The sequence below is a fragment of the Vagococcus acidifermentans genome (assembly GCF_003987655.1).
Lineage (GTDB): Bacteria > Bacillota > Bacilli > Lactobacillales > Vagococcaceae > Vagococcus_B > Vagococcus_B acidifermentans.
Window position 1 is genome coordinate 199,456 of sequence record NZ_NGKC01000002.1, and the last position, 16,610, is coordinate 216,065.

Consider the following 16,610-nt stretch of genomic DNA (forward strand, 5'->3'; position numbering starts at 1 on the left):
GGAATAATAATGAGCAGACCAGAAGAATTAAAGTACTTGAAAACACATGAATGGGTTAAATTTATCGACGACACAACAGCCCAAGTAGGTATCACCGATTTTGCCCAAGAACAACTGGGCGACATCGTGTTTGTCGAACTGCCTGAACCGGGTGATGAAGTAGAAAAAGGGGAACAGGTGGCTGAAGTGGAATCAGTCAAAACAGTATCAGACATCTATTCGCCGTTTACAGGTGTGATTTCTAAAATAAATGAGGACTTGGAAGACAGTCCGGAAAAAGTCAACGAAGAGCCTTTTTCAAGCTGGCTTTTTGAAGTGGAACAAATTACAGACAGTGAGGAATTGATCAGCGCAGCTGACTATCAGACAGTTGTAGAAGAGGAGGAATAGTCCATGGGGAAATACATACCTTCAACATCAGCTGAACAGCAGGAGATGCTGTCGGTTTTAGGCATCACATCGATTGATGAGATTTTTGCCGAAATTCCTGAGGACTTGAGAGTCGGCGAACTGAATCTCCCTGAAGGAAAATCTGAACTGGAAGTCCGGCGAATCATGCAAGGACTGGCCGATAAAAACCATGTGTTCACTTCTGTTTTTCGAGGTGCCGGTGCCTACCGCCACTACATCCCGGCGATTGTCAAACAAATTTCAGGCAAGGAAGAATTTCTGACTGCCTATACACCGTATCAGGCTGAAATCAGCCAAGGGATTTTGCAATCTATTTTTGAATTTCAGACGATGGTCGCCGAACTGACAGGATTGCCTGTGTCGAATGCGTCCGTTTATGACGGTGCCAATGCTGCGGCAGAAGCAGTGAATATGTGTATCGACCGCAAGAAGAAGCGCGTACTCGTGTCGGCAACCACCCATCCGATGACTGTCCAGACTATCCGGACTTATTGCCATGCAATGGGCACTGAGGTCGTGATCGTGCCTGCAAAAGACGGTGTGACCGATATGGCGGCGCTGGAATCACTGGCTGACACCAAAACAGCCTGCTTCTTCGTGCAGCAGCCTAATTATTTCGGCGGTATTGAAGACTGTACAGCCCTTGGTGAAATCATTCATTCCTTTAAAGGCAAGTTTATTATGGGCATCAACCCGATTGCGTCGGCTGTTTTGAAGACGCCGGCGGAATGTGATGCGGATATCGCAACCGGTGAAGGCCAGCCTTTGGGACTGCCGCTGGCATTTGGCGGCCCGTACTTGGGATTCATGGCGGCAAAAGAAGAGCTGACCCGCAAACTGCCGGGAAGAATCGTCGGTGAAACGACGGATAAAGACGGCAAGCGTGCCTTTGTCCTGACACTTCAGGCAAGGGAACAGCATATCCGCCGTGAAAAAGCCTCCTCTAATATTTGTTCGAATCAAGCACATTGTGCACTGACAGCGTCGATTTATTTAACGACCATGGGGCCAAAAGGCTTGCGCGAAGTCGCGAACCACTGTTACAGCAAGGCGCATTATCTGGCTGAACAGCTGGCAACGGTCAAAGGTTTTGAGCGCGTGCATACGTCGCCGTTTTTCCATGAGTTTCTGACAACTGCACCGGCTCCGGCTGAAGAACTGCTGCAGAAGCTGGAAGAAAAAAATATTCTGGGCGGACTGCCGGTGGGCGGCAATATTTTGTGGTGCGCAACAGAAATGAATACGAAAGAAGACATCGACTCGCTTGTGGCAGCACTGAAGGAGGTTGTTGACTAATGAAATTAGTATTTGAATTAAGTAAAGAAGATCGTTACAACAGTATGCTTCCTGAAATTGACGTGCCAGTGGCGGAGCTGCCGGAGGAATTATCGCGCAAGCAGGCTTTGCGTTTACCGGAAGTTGCTCAAATTGATATGAGCAGACATTACACAAATCTGGCAGACAACAGTTTTGGTGTGAACAACGGCTTTTATCCGCTGGGGTCTTGTACGATGAAATATAATCCCAAGATTAATGATGAGATGGCGTCGCTTCCGGGCTTTGCAAACATTCATCCGCTTCAGCCGGCTGCAACAGTTCAAGGGGCAATGGAAGCTTTCTATCAGGCGGAGCAGTTATTGAGTGAAATCACCGGCATGGATGCCATGACCTTCCAGCCGGCCGCAGGTGCTCAGGGCGAGCTGACCGGAATCATGCTGATTAAAGCTTACCACGAAAGCCGCGGGGATACGGCGCGCAATAAAATCATTGTCCCCGACTCCGCTCACGGGACTAATCCGGCAACAGCCTCGATGGTGGATTATAAAACCATCAACTTGCCTTCAAAAGCCAACGGGCGGGTTGATTTGGATAAATTGCGGGAAGCCGTGGGCGAAGACACAGCCGGATTGATGCTGACCAATCCAAATACAGTCGGATTGTTCGAACATGATATTATTGAAATCACTAAAATCGTCCATGATGCCGGCGGCTTGTGCTATTATGACGGTGCCAACTTGAATGCGGTGATGGGCACTGTCCGACCGGGCGACATGGGGTTTGATGTGGTTCACTTGAATATTCATAAAACATTTTCAACTCCACACGGCGGCGGCGGGCCGGGTAGCGGGCCAATCGGCTGTAAAGAGTTTTTGATGCCGTTTCTGCCTAAGTACCGCGTGGTGAAAACCGACAGCGGGTTTGCGTTTGAAACAGCAGATAAGACCATCGGCAGTGTCAAGTCTTTCTACGGTCATTTCCTGATTGTCGTCAGAGCCTTGACTTATATTTTGACACTGGGCAAAGAAGGCATCCCGGAAGCCTCACGCACGGCCGTTTTAAATGCCAACTATATGCGCCATCAGCTGAAGGACATTTATGATGTCGCTTACGATGGTTTTTGCATGCATGAGTTTGTCCTGACATTGGAAAAAATGAAAAAGGATACGGGGGTCACAGCACTCGATGTGGCGAAAGGCTTGCTGGATAATGGCATGCACCCGCCGACCATGTATTTCCCTGATGTGGTGAAAGAAGCGCTGATGATTGAACCGACCGAGACTGAATCCAAAGAAACGTTGGATTACGCCATTGACGTGTTCAAAAAAATCCATCAAGCTGCCTATGACACGCCCGACGCAGTCAAAGAGGCACCGGTCAATACATTGATTCGCCGTGTCGATGAGACCACGGCTGCACGCCATCCGATTTTGACATACCGTTTTGACGAAGATTAATGGTTTAAATATGAGCAGCCTCAACACGCTGTACGTTTCGCTAAATCCGGCGGAACGTACAGCGTGTTTTTTCGCAATCCGGGGTTGTTTATAGTAAAATTGATAGGATAATAACTGATTTTTATCAATTGGAGACATGTGACAATGGAAAAAATACTGCATACAGTTGACGGGTCGCAGATTCGCTATGATGTACACGGACACGGCAAGCCTGTTTTGTTTCTGCACGGCAATCATGCTGACAGCCGTTACTTTCACCATCAAAAAGAAGTATTTGCTGCTGATTACCAAATGATTTTAATGGATACCCGGGACCATGGCAAATCAGTCAACGGCTCTGAGAAGTTGACGATTGACCAGATTTGTGAAGACATCAAGCAGCTGATAACACATGAAAAAATCGAGCGCGTCGCCATTGTCGGCTTTAGTGACGGTGCCAATATCGGACTGGCTTTTGCCGGCAGATATCCTGCTCAGGTCAGTCAGCTGGTTATCGTGTCACCTAATCAGCGTTTTACCGATTTAAAAACCATTCATCAGCTTGAGTTTTTAGCGGCTCAAAAACTTCTGAACGGCCTGCCTTTTTTCAAAAAATGGCGGCGTGTACTCGACCTCGCAATGACCACAGTTGCCGTCACAGACGAAGAGCTGCAGCACATTAGCTGTCCTGTATTATTAATGGCCGGGAGCCGGGACATTGTCGCCAGCAGCCGTCTTGTTCATCTTGGGGAACAGATTACCGGCGGGACAACTTTTTTTATCGCAGAAGGCTGTGGCCACTCCTTTGTCAAACAGAAACCGGAATTGTTCAATCACTGTGTGCGGCAGTTTTTGGAAAACACATTAGTCCGTGACACGTAAACAGATGTTTTAGATGGACTGCCCCTATGCAGGATGACTGTTTGTCCTGAATAGGGGTCTTTGTGTTGCTGACTTCAGTCCAAAAAAATTCTGACACAAAAAACTGCCCTTCGAATTTCGAAGGGCAGTTGGTAAAATGAGTGACGCTGCTGCGTTCTCATTCAGTTAATGTATAGCTTGGTCGTTGCACCAGTCTTTGGAGAGATAGTATGCCGGTGCCGTATGATACTGGAGCTGTCTGTCGGACGGCTTGTTCAAGAACTCTTGCAATGCATGGTCAGTCGCCAGCCAGCCGCGCCAGCCGAGGTGGATAGTGTCTTCCATGAAATAGGGCATATACCGCTGTTGTGTAAAATCTGCAATGTTGGTAAAGCCTTGAGAAGTCAGCTGTTTTTTGATTTTTTTGCTGAAAGTATCCAGCATCTCAGTTGATAGACCGGTGTAATCAGACCACTTGCCGTTTACCGGCGGGATGACAAACAGCACGTTGACATTGTTTTTAGCCAGTTCATCGAGTACCAGCTGGAAATCGGCATATTCCGGCGATTGGAGATAGTTATATTTTTGTTGCGCCCCTTTTAGTTTCTTTTTCATAGGCGCAATGCGCTGCTGATAGAAATGTGTTGATATGCCGAACTGATTATCGCCGATAGCACGTTTGCCTTCTGCAACAGCCAGCTTGTCCAGGCTGGATTGATTGTAATCATCGGGCAGTTTGCTGACTGCTTTGGCAATTTTTTCTTCTTTGTTTTTCAAGTTGATTCGGCTGAACAGCGCATCTTCACGGCTTAATAAACGATAGGTCCGGCGGCAGGCCGCTTTCTCGCTGTCGGAAAGAGGGGAGCCGCCGGCGATTTTTTTCAGATATGTCTTCATCGTCGTATCAGACTGAATGCTGGAAAACGACAGCAGTCTGTCAGCTGCATACATTTCATCTGGACCGATATGTTCCAGTGACAACAACCAGCCGTTGACTTGGAGCGGGGAGTAGTAAAGTGAAAACATCCCGTCGGATATCCCGTCTTTGACAAACCATTGCGGGGAAATAATGAAAACAGCTTGTTTATTTTGCAGTTCTTTGCTCATGGACTGCAGCATGAAAAAATGAGTCAAGGACTGTGTTCCTGCGGCACCTAATAGAAAAGGCTCATAAGGGCGCTGGTATTTTCTTGCCAGTACGGTCGGGTGAAACGCATCAATCCGGCTGTATTCCGAAGAACCAAAGAACGGGATAAACCGGCCAGTTGCCATGGCTGTGTTTTTCAGCATGTTCCCTCTGATAACATTGACGGACATCGACGCTGCCGATTTGGACAGTACCTTATCAGACGGCTTGTCAGACTGTTTGATCGGGGAAAACAGCAGTGCTCCCAATAGAGCGCATGCAGCCAGCAGCGGACCGAGCGCCGCAATGATTTTTTTGCCGTTCATCAGGCACCTAACGCAAGGACATGGTCAATGATTTGCCGCGGCGTTCCCCAATCATCACGGTCAAATTCAGACACAGGCACAGTGATGCCGCACTGGCTGTCGATTTCGACCAATAGTTGCACTGTTGCCATGGAATCAAGCAGACCTTCGTCATAGAGATTGAGGTCGAGGTTTGTTTTCACTTCGTCATTACCTGTCACGTCAGTTAAAATATTTAAAATAGTTTCTTTTGTATTCATGTTAGTCACTCCTATGATTGAATTAGTTAGAATAGTTGTTTAAAAAGGACATCGACATACCCGGAGAAAATCAGCAGACTGAAACAGACTGCGTGAAATGTCAAAACGACAGCTAGTGCATGGGTCAGGCGGTTGCTCGGCAACTTCTCCTGATGCTTTTTCTTGAATCTCAGCCATGCATCGGTCAAACAAATTAATGTTGCGTGGTACAGGCCGTAAACGACATAATACCATGTCAGCCCGTGCCAGATGCCCATTATCAGAAACAAGGCAAAGTATCCGACATTGGATGCCACAATCCGGCTTTTGAATACTTTTTTCTTGAGCAGTGTGAACATCAAGCGCATATAAACATAGTCGCGAAACCAGAAGGAGAGCGACATGTGCCATCTGTTCCAAAACTCTTTGATGTTGTGGCTGATGAACGGTTTGTTAAAGTTCATCGGTGTCCGGTAGCCGAGCAGGTAGCTTGTTCCGACAGCAAAAAAACTGTAGCCGGCAAAATCAAAAAATAAATACAAGCTGTAAATATACATATAGGCGATACTGCCTTCCAGCAGCATATCATGGTGCAGCGCATAATCCTGCGCGATCGGCAGCAGTTGTTTGCCTAGAATATAGCCGATAATAAACTTGTAAAGCAGCCCCATGAAAATAGCGTGGACGCCTTTGTTCAAGAGGATAACGTAGTCTTCTTTACTTGGCGGTTTTTTGAGTTCATCAACAAACCTGCGGTAGCGGTCGATTGGACCGGAGGAAATCGTCGGGAAAAAAATCAAAAACTGCAAGTAATGCTGCCAGCGAAAGTCTTTGATCAGATTATCCCGGATTTCCATGACGACTTGGACTGATTTGAATGTCAAATAAGAATATCCCAAAAAGTACAGGAACGGTTGTCCCTCTTTAACAAACGGCAGCAGTTTAATCAGAATCATTGGCAAGAGGCTCAGTACGACCGAGAGATAAAACCAGCCGGCGCGGTTGCCTGTCTGCCGGTAACGAAAATAGCATTGCGCCACAACCGTCTGCCAGACGAGATAGGCAACCAAAGCGATGCCTTGGCTGATGTTCGGCCCGGCAAAGCCCATCCATAAAAATAAAACTGTCAGCAAGTTCTGATACCAGAGCAGGCGTTTGCCGCGCAAGGAGGCGATGATTGACGGAATGAAAGTGACAGCTATCAGCACAAAGTAAAAAGGTTTTTCATAAGGTGTTAAAAACGGCAGTGCCGCCAGCAGTTGACTCATCCGCTGTTCACCTCATTGATCAGATATTTGCGGTCGATCTTGCCGTTGCTTGTCAAAGGCAGCGAGTCAACAAACTTGAACTGCTGCGGGATCATGTAATCCATCAGCGTTTTGCCCAGGTCATCTTTGATGCGCTTGGGCGAGGGGTCTGCCGTCTCTTGTTTCACAACATAAGCTACGAGCTGCTGGACTTTGTGCTGCCGGTATCGGGGGACAACGCATGCTTGTCTGATATACGCCAGATTTGCCAAGTGACAGTCAATATCGCCCAGCTCCATCCGGTAGCCATGCCATTTGATTTGAAAGTCTGTCCGTCCGCTGTAAAAGAGCAGTCCGTGTTTTATATAACCCGCATCACCGGTCCGGTAAGCCTGCTTTCCTTGATACGTGAAAAAGGCCTCGTCGGTTTTTGCCGCGTTGTTGATGTACCCTTTGGACACACTTGGACCGACAATCACGATTTCGCCAACCTCGCCTTCAACTTGCGGCTGATTGCAGTCATCCATGATGAGCACCTCAGTGTCCGGTTTCGGGACACCAAGCGGTAACCGCTGATGCGAAGCGAGGACATTCCCATCTATTTCCACGCTTGTCACTGCGACGGTTGCTTCTGTCGGTCCGTACGTATTGAACACCCGGGCTTGCGGGAAATGATTTTTCAATGTTTCAGCCACAGTGTGCGGCAGCTCCTCGCCGCAAAACAGGAAGTGGCTGAGCTCAGGATGATGTTCATCTCGGAACTCAGGACTGAGCAGACAAATCTCCATCAAGGATGGTGTCGATACCCAGACATGTATGTTTAAATGCGGCAAAACGTGAAATAATTTTTGAAAATCATCGACCACTTCTTTTTCCAAAGGTACCAGACAACCGCCAGTGGTTAAAGCAGGGTAGACGGCCATGACTGACAAGTCAAAGGAATAAGGTGCCTGGGTCAGGAAGCGCTGACCATCTTCAAGGTGAAAATCTGTCAGCATCCACGTCAAGTAACTCATCAGATTTGTGTAAGAAATTTGGACACCTTTTGGCTTGCCGGTCGTCCCGGAAGTAAAAATGATATAGACAATATCATCACCGGATACGCAGCAAGTATCGTTCGGTACGGCAGTATTAAGGAGAATATGCGAATACTCTTCCCTGGTAATCACCCGTTCATCCTCAGCCAGCGGCCATTCTGCCAGTGCCAAAACAGCTGCCTCACCGGCTTCAGCACTAATCATTTTTAGCCGGTTGGCCGGGGTATGCTTATCAATCGGAATGTACGGCCGCCCTGATTTCATGCAGGCAATAAACCCGACAATCATTTCTATGTCCAGACCGCCGTATAAAGCGACGGGCTGCTTTTTAGGTAAATGGGTACTGAAGTAGTTCGCCAGCGCATTTGAGCGGTCGTTCAATTCTTTGTAGGTCATTGTCTTTTCTTCAGAATCAAAACACAGGCGGTTAGGCGACTGTGTTGCCAGTTCAGCAATTTTTGCGATAATAAAATTAGTCATGGTGCAACTCCTTAAAATTGATTGTAAATGAATGTATCGCCGCCGACGTGGCTGAAGTGATACATATAGAGCAGAGCCAGCATAATCATCAGATAAAAAAGAGTTTTTGCCACAAACGTGAGCGAGTATGCGATACGATTGTTTAATTGATATTTTTTGAACAGTTGCTTCATCTGATTTTCCTCCCCTGGTAAACGCAAGGATAATTTAATTGATGTAACGATTTTACTGCGTTAAAAATCAGATGTAATCAATCAAATGAACGAAAAAAAAATACGACTTATGCCGTATTTTTTTAAAATAAAAGTTATGATATGTGTTTTATTTATGACAAAATGGTTATGTTTCCGATTGTTTCATTGTCAAGCGTCAAGGACAATACGTCTTGTTTGTGAACACGGCCGACACCAGCCGGTGTGCCGGTGTACAGAATATCGCCTTTTTTCAATCCGAAATGCGTGTGGCAATAATCGCACAGTTCCCTTAACGGATAGACCATGAGTGACGGCGAAGCTTTCTGAACCGTTTTACCATTGATAGCCAGTGCGAATTGGTGCTGGTTGAACGCTGTTTCGGAAACGAACGGAACGGCTTTTGAGAGAGCGGCAGACTGTTTGAATCCCTTTGAAGCAAACCATGGCAATCCTTTCTGCCTCAGCTCATTTTGCAGCTGCCTCAGCGTAAAGTCGATGCCGAGATGCGTCGTGCCGATGCTGGCTTCCAGCGGCGCATGCGGGTCATAGTCGTTTTTCAGTTGGACGACCAGTTCTATTTCATAATGAACTTCTCCCAAACTGTCCGGGAAAGCGGCCGTTGATGCCTCGTCAATCAAAAACAGGGCATGGGTCGGTTTCATGAAAAAGAGCGGTTCCTCAGGTACTTCCGTGTTAAGTTCTTTGGCATGCTCGGCGTAATTTTTTCCAACACAATAAATATTTGTTACAGGTTCCATTTAACTGCCTCCCTAATCTTCATTTTTCAGCCGATATATTTTTGACGGCCGGCCGACACCGGTGGCGCGTTCGCTGACTTCAACAAAGTAGTCGAGCAGTGCTTTTTTAAAGTTGGAATGGTCGATTTCACGGTAGTCGATGCCTAAAAACTTGGCATAAACTTTTCGTGCCTCGGTAATCGTAAATTCTTCCCCTAAGACACGCAGCACTTGCGGTTCATGATACATTTTGTTGGCAATCCGGTTGAACGCTTTGACGATGATTTCAGCATGGTCAAATGCCAGCTTCTCAGTTCCCAAGTTTTTACCACTTGGCAAATCGATCATGATGTCTTTCTGTGCATTATCGGATAAAACAAGTGTGTCGCCGGAACGGTTCAAAGAAAACCATAAAGCGTCTTTGGCATCATCTCCGGCTTTGACCGGCTCTTCGCCGATAAATGCCAGATAGCTGACGGTGATTACCCAACCTCGCGGGTCGCGGTCAGGTCTGCTGAAAGTGTGGAGCTGTTCAATATTTTGATGGGTGATGCGCACATTGGTTTCTTCAAATGTTTCGCGGATACAGCTGTCGGCAGTAGCTTCGTCCCGCCGCACAAAGCCGCCGGGCAGCGCCCATGAATCTTTGAAGGGATGGCTGTTTCGTTTGATGAGTAAAATTTTCAGTTCATCTTGTTCCCGATTGTAACAAAAGAGCACCATATCGACAGTGACCGACGGTGTGTCGTAAGTTGGACGGGATTGTTTCTTATACCATTCCAAAAAGGCTTCTTCGCTCGCCTGTGTTTCGTAGTATTTTTTTTCCGCTTGATAGGAGTTATTGGCATCCATGGGAGTGTGTCCTTTCTAATCATTTTAAGTACTAACTACTAATATTGTAACAAAAATCCTGAGTTTGTGAAGTACCACAAAAAAATAGTTGAACAGTACTGTATTATTTACCGTCAAACCGGCGCTTTTAGTCGTTAATTTTGATACAATAGGTTTAAGAATGAAGGAGGTTTTCTGTATGGCAAAAAATCGCATTGAAAAATTACCCGGCAGTTTATTTTCCGGCATGGGCGACGTGTATGTCGACCGTGAAACGGGTGTGGAATATCTGGTATTCGACAACGGTTCGGGTGTTGCGGTCACACCGCTGTATACTCAGGAAGGTGCCATCAAAGTCAATCAGGAATATGCAGCACGTTTAAATGAAAAAGAGCTGGCTGATTAATGATGTGCCCCTGAAACTTCGGTTTTCGGGGGCGAAGCATTAATCAGTTTTTTTATGAGCATTTTGCTTTCTAAAATATACCGCAAGGGGTATAATCATAATTACCCGTGGGGGTATAAACGATTTAGAGGAGGCATATATGTTTTTATTCAAGAGGCTGCCAAGCATCACTTCCAGAGAACTTGAACATAAAATAAGTCAAAGAGAACCACTGGAAATCATTGATGTGAGAGAAACGAATGAATTTGCCGGCGGACATATTCCCGGAGCAAAGAATGTGCCATTACGAAAGATAAAAAAATACCAATCAAATAAGAAAGTTTATGTGATTTGTCAATCCGGCGCCAGAAGTCGGCGAGCTGTCAAGGAGCTGAAGCAAAATGGTGTGGATGCAGTCAATGTTAAGGGCGGCATGATGGGTTGGCGAGGCAAAACAAGGGGAGGAAAACTGTAATGAAAATTGTGATTATCGGCGGTGTGGCTGGCGGGATGTCGGCGGCTACGAGATTGAGAAGATTGAACGAGGATGCGGAGATCATCATTATTGAAAAGGGGCCGTACGTATCATTTGCAAACTGCGGGCTGCCTTACTACGTATCAGGGCAAATTTCAGAACGTGATGATTTGCTTGTTCAGACACCGGAAAAACTGCGTGAGCGATTCCAGCTGGATGTCCGTCCAGAAAGCGAAGTCACCAGTATTTCCCCGGATAAAAAAGAAGTGACAGTTGCCAGCAAAAATGGCGAGTACCAGCTGTCTTATGATAAATTGATTCTGTCGCCGGGGGCCAAGCCGTTTGTCCCGCCGATTGCCGGCTTTGCTGATGCTGATAATGTCTTCACATTGCGGAATGTTCCCGATGTGGACGCCATCATGTCTTTTATAGCCGAAAAGCAGCCTAAAAAAGCCGCCGTTATCGGCGCCGGCTTTATCGGACTGGAAATGGCGGAGAACTTGGCAGAGAAAGGCTTGGATGTCACGATTATCGAAAAAGCGCCTCATGTGCTGCCGCCTGTAGATGAAGAAATTGCGGCCCATGTGACCAACGAATTACAAGCTCATCAAGTCAACGTGATGGTAACAGTCGGCGCAACGGAATTTCAGGAAAATGGCCGTAAAATCATTCTGGATGACGGGTCGATTGTGGAAACAGACATGATTCTGCTCTCCGTCGGCGTCCAGCCGGAAAACAAACTTGCTGTGGATGCGGGCATTGAAACAGGCATGCGCGGGGGCATCTTAGTCGATGACAATTACGAAACATCAGTCAAAGATATTTACGCAGTCGGTGATGCCATCATCGTGAAACATACGGTAACAGCTGAAGATACCATGATTGCGCTGGCTTCTCCGGCAAACCGTCAGGGACGTCAGGTAGCAGACATCATCTCAGGTTTAGCCCGTAAAAACCGGGGCAGTCTGGGGACCGCTATCGTACGTGTCTTCGATAAAGCGATAGCTTCCACCGGCATGAATGAACGGCAGCTGAAGTTGGCCGGACGTGATTATCAAGTGGTCCATGTCCAAGGCAAGAGCCACGCCGGTTATTATCCGGGAGCTTCTGATTTGACTCTGAAACTGTTGTTCCATCCAAAGACCGGGGAAATATACGGAGCGCAAGCAGTCGGCGAAGACGGTGTTGACAAGCGTATCGATATCATTGCCACGGCGATTAAAGCCGGTTTGACAGTCGCTGATTTGCCGGAACTGGAATTTACTTATGCGCCGCCGTTCGGTTCTGCCAAAGACCCGGTCAACATGGCAGGTTATGCGGCACTGAATATTATTGAAGGTTTGTCTGACACTATCCAGTGGTATGAACTGGATGCGGCACGTGAAGCAGGCGCCTACTTGCTGGATGTCAGAAATGAGAATGAATTCGACAATGCGCCATTGGCAGATTTCGTGAATATTCCGCTGGACAATCTGCGTTGCCGCCTGCATGAGGTGCCTAAAGATAAAGAAGTCATCGTCAGCTGTGCCAGCGGTCAGCGAAGTTACTTAGCTGAACGTATCTTGAAGCAGTCTGGTTACAATGTCAAAAATTTGGACGGTGCATACGCAGTTTATGCGATGATGCACAACCAGGGGGAAAAATAATGTATCAAAGTATTTCACCGGATGAATTTGAACAAATTGAGAAAAGAAACGACATTCACATCATTGATGTGCGTGAAGCAGATGAATTTGCAGCCGGTCACATCCCACAAGCTCAGTCGCTGCCGCTGTCGGAGCTTGTGGCACGCTATTCCGACACACTGGATAAAGAGCTGCCGTATTACCTCATTTGCTTATCTGGTTCGCGGTCTGCACAGGCCGCCGCATTTTTGGGAAATGAAGGGTATCAAGTAACTAATGTCATGGGCGGTATGTTCTCATGGAGAGGTGAAATAGAAGTTGGCTGATGAAACGAAAAAAATCTTAAATCGCTTGAAGCGTTCGGAAGGACAGCTGCGGGGGATTCAAAAGATGATCAGCGACGGGGCGGAATGCCGCGATGTCGTCACTCAGCTTTCGGCAGTCCGGTCAAGTATCGACAGGGCCATCGGCATCATTGTGGCTGAAAATCTGGTGAGCTGCTTGAGTGACGACGCGCTGTCCGAGGTAGAAAAAGACCAGAAAATCCAAGACGCCGTGTCGTTAATTGTAAAATCAAAATAGCAGTCTCCCGGTACAGGCGGTTTTCACGGCTGTGCCGGGAGTTTTTTTAAATTATGACAGTGTCTGTTACTCCTGCTTTCTTTCTGCTCCTTGCTCGTGTTATGATAAGTTTGATGGTATGCATTGCCGAAATCACATAAAAAGAGGGGATAGCATGAGTAATATCTATCAGGAAGCACTGGAAGCTCACAAGCGGTGGCAAGGTAAGTTGTCTGTGACAGCTAAGGCACCTGTGTCGAACAAAGAAGAACTGTCGTTAGCATACAGTCCCGGTGTGGCTGAACCGTGCCGGGAAATTCAAAAAGACAAAGAGAAAATGTACGATTACACATGGAAAGGCAACTCGGTGGCAGTGGTGACTGATGGTTCAGCTGTTCTTGGTTTGGGTAATATCGGACCGGAAGCGGCGCTGCCTGTGATGGAAGGGAAAGCTGTGCTGTTCAATCAGTTCGGCGGCATTAATTTGGAAGATATTTCCGCACCGCGCTGTGTTGAAATTGAACGTAGGCTGATTGAAGCGCTGGATATCCCGGTTTTTCATGACGACCAGCACGGCACGGCGATTGTGACAGTCGCGGCGCTCATCAATGCACTGAAACTGACCGGCAAGAAAAAAGAAGACATCAAAGTAGTGGTTTCCGGTGCCGGTGCAGCCGGGAGTTCGATTGTGAAGCTGTTGAGGGATTTTGGCGTGACCCGGATTTATGTGTTCAACAGCAGAGGCATCTTGTCGCAAGCGAAAAGTGCCGGTTACAATTTTCTTCAAAAGGAAATCGCAGCCCTTTCCAATCCTGACAATCTGGATACGGATATGGCAGGTGCTATGGTCGGGGCCGATGTTTTTATCGGTGTATCGTTGGGCGGATTGGTGACGCAGGAGATGGTCCGCTCGATGAATGACCTGCCGATTATCTTTGCCATGGCAAATCCGGAGCCGGAAATCGGCTACCATGAGGCGTTGGAAGCCGGTGCAGCTGTAGTCGGTACGGGACGTTCAGATTTTCCGAATCAAATCAATAATGTTCTGGCTTTTCCGGGCATTTTCAAAGGCGCATTGAGTGCCCGTGCCAAAAAAATTACCGACGAGATGAAGCTGGCCGCCGCTGAGGGAATTGCTTCCATCGTTTCTGACGAGGAACTGGCGTTTGATTATGTTATCCCGTCGGCTTTCAACGAAAAAGTCGCGGCGGTTGTTGCTGATGCGGTGGCAAAACGCGTGCGCTGAGGACCCGGCCGGATAAAAATGACGGAAACAGTTGACAGAATTGTTTTATTTTGATAATATGCCAATAATCAATTATATGAACTGCTTTGAAAAGAAGAGTACATTTCAGCAAGGTTTAACAGAGACCTCTGTCAGGTGAAAAAGAGGAGCTGGATGGGAATGGAAGATGGTCTTTGAGCATAGATGGATGAGCACACACTGTGTGAGTCCGTTTCGGGGATGCCCGTTACAGCACGACAGTATCAAAGTCTTGTAAAAAAGCGTGACTTTTGTACTGGGAAAGGCCGCTGGTGCGAATCAGGGGCGAATTAAGGTGGTAACACGGAAGCTCAGCTTTCGTCCTTTGTTGGGATACAGCAAGGACGAAAGCTTTTTTAATTAAGTCGGAGGAGGCGTTTTGTATGAGTTTGATTAAGCTCATTCAGGTGACGAAACAGTTTAACGGTAAACAGGGAAAGCTGACAGCCGTCGACCAAGTGGACTTGGCGATTGAAGCAGGTGAAATATTCGGTGTGATCGGTTATTCAGGTGCTGGCAAAAGCACGCTGATACGGCTTTTGAATCAGCTGGAAAAACCGACTGACGGGAAAATAATTATTAATGGTCAAACAGTCAATGATTTAAAAGGAGCTGAACTGCGCGGCTACCGGAAAAAAATCGGCATGATTTTTCAACATTTCAACTTGCTGTGGTCGCGCACAGTGATAGAAAATATTATGTTGCCGCTGGAGCTGACGGGTGTTTCCAAGCCGGCACGACGCAAGCGGGCACAGGAGCTGATTAAACTGGTCGGTTTAGAAGGTCGGGAAGACGCATACCCGAGCCAGCTCTCCGGCGGTCAAAAACAGCGTGTCGGCATTGCCCGGGCGCTTGCCAATGAACCGGAGATTCTGTTGTGCGATGAAGCAACAAGTGCCCTTGACCCGCAGACGACAGATGAAGTGCTCGACCTTTTGCTGGCAATCAACCAGAAACTCAATCTGACCATCGTGCTGATTACACACGAGATGAACGTCATCCGCAAAATTTGCGACCGTGTAGCCGTCATGGAAGACGGTAAAGTGATTGAAGTGGGCGAAGTCCTGTCTGTGTTTAAAAATCCGCAGCACGAGGTCACCAAAAAATTTGTCCAGCAGGATAATTTTGCCGACGCGGATGAAAGCGAAAGTGCGCTGGATTATCTGGTGAACGCGTACCCTGACGGAATCATCGTCCGGCTGATTTTTGAAGGCGAAAAGTCGAAAGAGGCCACGATATCCAAAGCGATACATTCACTGCCAATCGATATCAACGTGCTGCAGGCGACTATCCGCCAGACACAGCATACGTCATTCGGCACGATGCTCGTCCAAATCACAGGCGAACAGGATGCGCTGGCAAAAAGTCTGGCGTTTTTCAAAGAACATGAAGTGGGAACTGAGGTGATTCAACGTGGATAAAAGTTTTGTTGAGACGTATTTTGATTTTAGCCAAATCGACACTGCGGCATTCAAGCAGGCAATTGTCGAAACGTTGTATATGACAGGTATTTCTATTTTATTTGTCGGCGTCTTGGGACTCCTGATTGGGTTGATGCTCTATTATTTCAGCAAAAGCCACCTGACGGTTTACAAAGTCTTGTACAGTGTCGTTTCGATTATCAGCAACGCGTTCCGTTCGATACCGTTTATTATTCTCATTATTTTACTTTTTCCGATGACTAAAGCGTTGATCGGCACGACACTCGGCTCCACCGCCGCTTTGCCGGCACTGATTATTTCAGCCGCCCCGTTTTTTGCACGGCTGGTCGAAATTGCTTTCCGTGAAGTCGACTCGGGTGTCATCGAAGCAAGCGAGGCGATGGGCGCGTCCAGATTTCAAATCATCACGAAAGTACTGATTCCTGAAAGTCTGCCAGCTTTGATATCCGGCATCACAGTCACGACGATTACGATGATCGGGTTCACTGCAATGGCAGGTGTTATCGGCGCCGGCGGTCTGGGGGCACTGGCTTATCAGGCAGGCTTTCTGCGCCAGCGTTATACGGTTATCTTATTTGCAACACTACTCATTCTTTTGATTGTTTTTGTGATACAGTGGCTCGGTGATTTACTGGTCCGTCTCACAGATAAACGATAAATTTTTGACAATATTAAA

At 47.3% G+C, this 16,610-nt stretch carries 19 protein-coding genes; 12 read left to right on the forward strand and 7 right to left on the reverse strand.

Translation table 11 applies throughout. The annotated features are described in order from the left end of the window. Nucleotides 1–9: 9 nt before the first annotated feature. From gcvH to CBF27_RS03130, 4 genes are all read left to right on the forward strand, one after another. Nucleotides 10–390 carry a glycine cleavage system protein GcvH gene (gene gcvH, locus CBF27_RS03115; RefSeq protein ID WP_126812326.1) on the forward strand — a complete coding sequence of 127 codons (381 nt, stop codon included), beginning with the start codon at nt 10–12 and terminating at the stop codon, nt 388–390. A gap of 3 nt (nt 391–393) precedes the next feature. After that, nucleotides 394–1,707 carry an aminomethyl-transferring glycine dehydrogenase subunit GcvPA gene (gene gcvPA, locus CBF27_RS03120; RefSeq protein WP_126812328.1) on the forward strand — a complete coding sequence of 438 codons (1,314 nt, stop codon included), beginning with the start codon at nt 394–396 and terminating at the stop codon, nt 1,705–1,707. Beyond that, nucleotides 1,707–3,146 (forward strand): aminomethyl-transferring glycine dehydrogenase subunit GcvPB, encoded by a 1,440-nt coding sequence (gcvPB, locus tag CBF27_RS03125; RefSeq protein ID WP_126812330.1) that lies wholly within the window; start codon nt 1,707–1,709, stop codon nt 3,144–3,146. The genes gcvPA and gcvPB overlap by 1 nt, the downstream gene beginning before the upstream one ends. Before the next feature lie 144 nt (nt 3,147–3,290). Next, nucleotides 3,291–4,007 (forward strand): alpha/beta fold hydrolase, encoded by a 717-nt coding sequence (locus tag CBF27_RS03130; protein WP_126812332.1) that lies wholly within the window; start codon nt 3,291–3,293, stop codon nt 4,005–4,007. A gap of 165 nt (nt 4,008–4,172) precedes the next feature. Here the strand turns inward: CBF27_RS03130 and dltD are convergent, their stop codons facing one another. The 7 genes from dltD to CBF27_RS03165 all read right to left on the reverse strand — a co-directional run bounded on the left by dltD (nt 4,173) and on the right by CBF27_RS03165 (nt 10,203). Beyond that, on the reverse strand, nt 4,173–5,438 hold the full coding sequence (gene dltD, locus CBF27_RS03135; RefSeq protein WP_126812334.1) for a D-alanyl-lipoteichoic acid biosynthesis protein DltD: 1,266 nt from the start codon (nt 5,436–5,438) through the stop codon (nt 4,173–4,175). Beyond that, a complete protein-coding gene (gene dltC / locus CBF27_RS03140) occupies nt 5,438–5,677 on the reverse strand; it encodes a D-alanine--poly(phosphoribitol) ligase subunit DltC (protein ID WP_126812336.1) in 240 nt (79 codons plus the stop codon). The genes dltD and dltC overlap by 1 nt, the downstream gene beginning before the upstream one ends. Before the next feature lie 26 nt (nt 5,678–5,703). Next, entirely contained in the window at nt 5,704–6,924 is a 1,221-nt protein-coding gene (gene dltB, locus CBF27_RS03145; protein WP_211334594.1) for a D-alanyl-lipoteichoic acid biosynthesis protein DltB, read from the reverse strand. Then, a complete protein-coding gene (gene dltA / locus CBF27_RS03150) occupies nt 6,921–8,420 on the reverse strand; it encodes a D-alanine--poly(phosphoribitol) ligase subunit DltA (protein ID WP_126812338.1) in 1,500 nt (499 codons plus the stop codon). Before dltA ends, dltB begins: the two co-directional genes overlap by 4 nt. Nucleotides 8,421–8,431: 11 nt before the next feature. Next, nucleotides 8,432–8,593, reverse strand: coding sequence for a teichoic acid D-Ala incorporation-associated protein DltX (locus CBF27_RS03155; RefSeq protein ID WP_126812340.1), 162 nt, complete (start codon nt 8,591–8,593; stop codon nt 8,432–8,434). A gap of 152 nt (nt 8,594–8,745) precedes the next feature. Beyond that, nucleotides 8,746–9,372, reverse strand: coding sequence for a fumarylacetoacetate hydrolase family protein (locus tag CBF27_RS03160; RefSeq protein WP_126812342.1), 627 nt, complete (start codon nt 9,370–9,372; stop codon nt 8,746–8,748). 12 nt (nt 9,373–9,384) lie between these two features. Further along, nucleotides 9,385–10,203 (reverse strand): NUDIX hydrolase, encoded by an 819-nt coding sequence (locus tag CBF27_RS03165; RefSeq protein WP_126812344.1) that lies wholly within the window; start codon nt 10,201–10,203, stop codon nt 9,385–9,387. A gap of 178 nt (nt 10,204–10,381) precedes the next feature. Here CBF27_RS03165 and CBF27_RS03170 point away from each other — a divergent pair, with 178 nt between their 5' ends. From CBF27_RS03170 to CBF27_RS03205, 8 genes are all read left to right on the forward strand, one after another. Further along, a complete protein-coding gene (locus CBF27_RS03170) occupies nt 10,382–10,588 on the forward strand; it encodes a DUF6440 family protein (protein WP_126812346.1) in 207 nt (68 codons plus the stop codon). Nucleotides 10,589–10,727: 139 nt separating this feature from the next. Then, the gene (locus tag CBF27_RS03175; RefSeq protein ID WP_126812348.1) at nt 10,728–11,042 is read left to right on the forward strand and encodes a rhodanese-like domain-containing protein; all 315 of its coding nucleotides are present in this window, start codon (nt 10,728–10,730) and stop codon (nt 11,040–11,042) included. Further along, complete coding sequence (locus CBF27_RS03180) at nt 11,042–12,688, forward strand: FAD-dependent oxidoreductase (RefSeq protein WP_126812350.1); 1,647 nt, start codon at nt 11,042–11,044, stop codon at nt 12,686–12,688. Before CBF27_RS03175 ends, CBF27_RS03180 begins: the two co-directional genes overlap by 1 nt. After that, the gene (locus CBF27_RS03185; protein ID WP_126812352.1) at nt 12,688–12,993 is read left to right on the forward strand and encodes a rhodanese-like domain-containing protein; all 306 of its coding nucleotides are present in this window, start codon (nt 12,688–12,690) and stop codon (nt 12,991–12,993) included. Before CBF27_RS03180 ends, CBF27_RS03185 begins: the two co-directional genes overlap by 1 nt. Continuing rightward, on the forward strand, nt 12,986–13,249 hold the full coding sequence (locus CBF27_RS03190) for a metal-sensitive transcriptional regulator (RefSeq protein WP_126812354.1): 264 nt from the start codon (nt 12,986–12,988) through the stop codon (nt 13,247–13,249). The genes CBF27_RS03185 and CBF27_RS03190 overlap by 8 nt, the downstream gene beginning before the upstream one ends. Before the next feature lie 154 nt (nt 13,250–13,403). Then, a complete protein-coding gene (locus CBF27_RS03195; protein ID WP_126812356.1) occupies nt 13,404–14,474 on the forward strand; it encodes an NAD(P)-dependent malic enzyme in 1,071 nt (356 codons plus the stop codon). Between the two features lie 401 nt (nt 14,475–14,875). Then, nucleotides 14,876–15,913: a methionine ABC transporter ATP-binding protein gene (locus CBF27_RS03200; RefSeq protein ID WP_126812358.1), complete on the forward strand. Its 1,038-nt coding sequence runs from the start codon at nt 14,876–14,878 to the stop codon at nt 15,911–15,913. Then, the gene (locus CBF27_RS03205) at nt 15,906–16,592 is read left to right on the forward strand and encodes a methionine ABC transporter permease (RefSeq protein ID WP_126812360.1); all 687 of its coding nucleotides are present in this window, start codon (nt 15,906–15,908) and stop codon (nt 16,590–16,592) included. Before CBF27_RS03200 ends, CBF27_RS03205 begins: the two co-directional genes overlap by 8 nt. The last annotated feature ends 18 nt before the right edge of the window (nt 16,593–16,610 follow it).

Bases quoted from the DNA above. Each gene is read 5' to 3' on its own strand.
- CBF27_RS03165 (WP_126812344.1), bottom strand. From the start codon at position 10,203: ATGGATGCCAATAACTCCTATCAAGCGGAAAAAAAATACTACGAAACA.
- dltC (WP_126812336.1), bottom strand. From the start codon at position 5,677: ATGAATACAAAAGAAACTATTTTAAATATTTTAACTGACGTGACAGGT.
- CBF27_RS03185 (WP_126812352.1), top strand. From the start codon at position 12,688: ATGTATCAAAGTATTTCACCGGATGAATTTGAACAAATTGAGAAAAGA.
- gcvH (WP_126812326.1), top strand. From the start codon at position 10: ATGAGCAGACCAGAAGAATTAAAGTACTTGAAAACACATGAATGGGTT.
- gcvPB (WP_126812330.1), top strand. From the start codon at position 1,707: ATGAAATTAGTATTTGAATTAAGTAAAGAAGATCGTTACAACAGTATG.
- CBF27_RS03170 (WP_126812346.1), top strand. From the start codon at position 10,382: ATGGCAAAAAATCGCATTGAAAAATTACCCGGCAGTTTATTTTCCGGC.
- CBF27_RS03200 (WP_126812358.1), top strand. From the start codon at position 14,876: ATGAGTTTGATTAAGCTCATTCAGGTGACGAAACAGTTTAACGGTAAA.
- CBF27_RS03160 (WP_126812342.1), bottom strand. From the start codon at position 9,372: ATGGAACCTGTAACAAATATTTATTGTGTTGGAAAAAATTACGCCGAG.
- CBF27_RS03195 (WP_126812356.1), top strand. From the start codon at position 13,404: ATGAGTAATATCTATCAGGAAGCACTGGAAGCTCACAAGCGGTGGCAA.
- CBF27_RS03155 (WP_126812340.1), bottom strand. From the start codon at position 8,593: ATGAAGCAACTGTTCAAAAAATATCAATTAAACAATCGTATCGCATAC.
- dltD (WP_126812334.1), bottom strand. From the start codon at position 5,438: ATGAACGGCAAAAAAATCATTGCGGCGCTCGGTCCGCTGCTGGCTGCA.
- CBF27_RS03175 (WP_126812348.1), top strand. From the start codon at position 10,728: ATGTTTTTATTCAAGAGGCTGCCAAGCATCACTTCCAGAGAACTTGAA.
- dltA (WP_126812338.1), bottom strand. From the start codon at position 8,420: ATGACTAATTTTATTATCGCAAAAATTGCTGAACTGGCAACACAGTCG.
- gcvPA (WP_126812328.1), top strand. From the start codon at position 394: ATGGGGAAATACATACCTTCAACATCAGCTGAACAGCAGGAGATGCTG.
- dltB (WP_211334594.1), bottom strand. From the start codon at position 6,924: ATGAGTCAACTGCTGGCGGCACTGCCGTTTTTAACACCTTATGAAAAA.
- CBF27_RS03130 (WP_126812332.1), top strand. From the start codon at position 3,291: ATGGAAAAAATACTGCATACAGTTGACGGGTCGCAGATTCGCTATGAT.
- CBF27_RS03180 (WP_126812350.1), top strand. From the start codon at position 11,042: ATGAAAATTGTGATTATCGGCGGTGTGGCTGGCGGGATGTCGGCGGCT.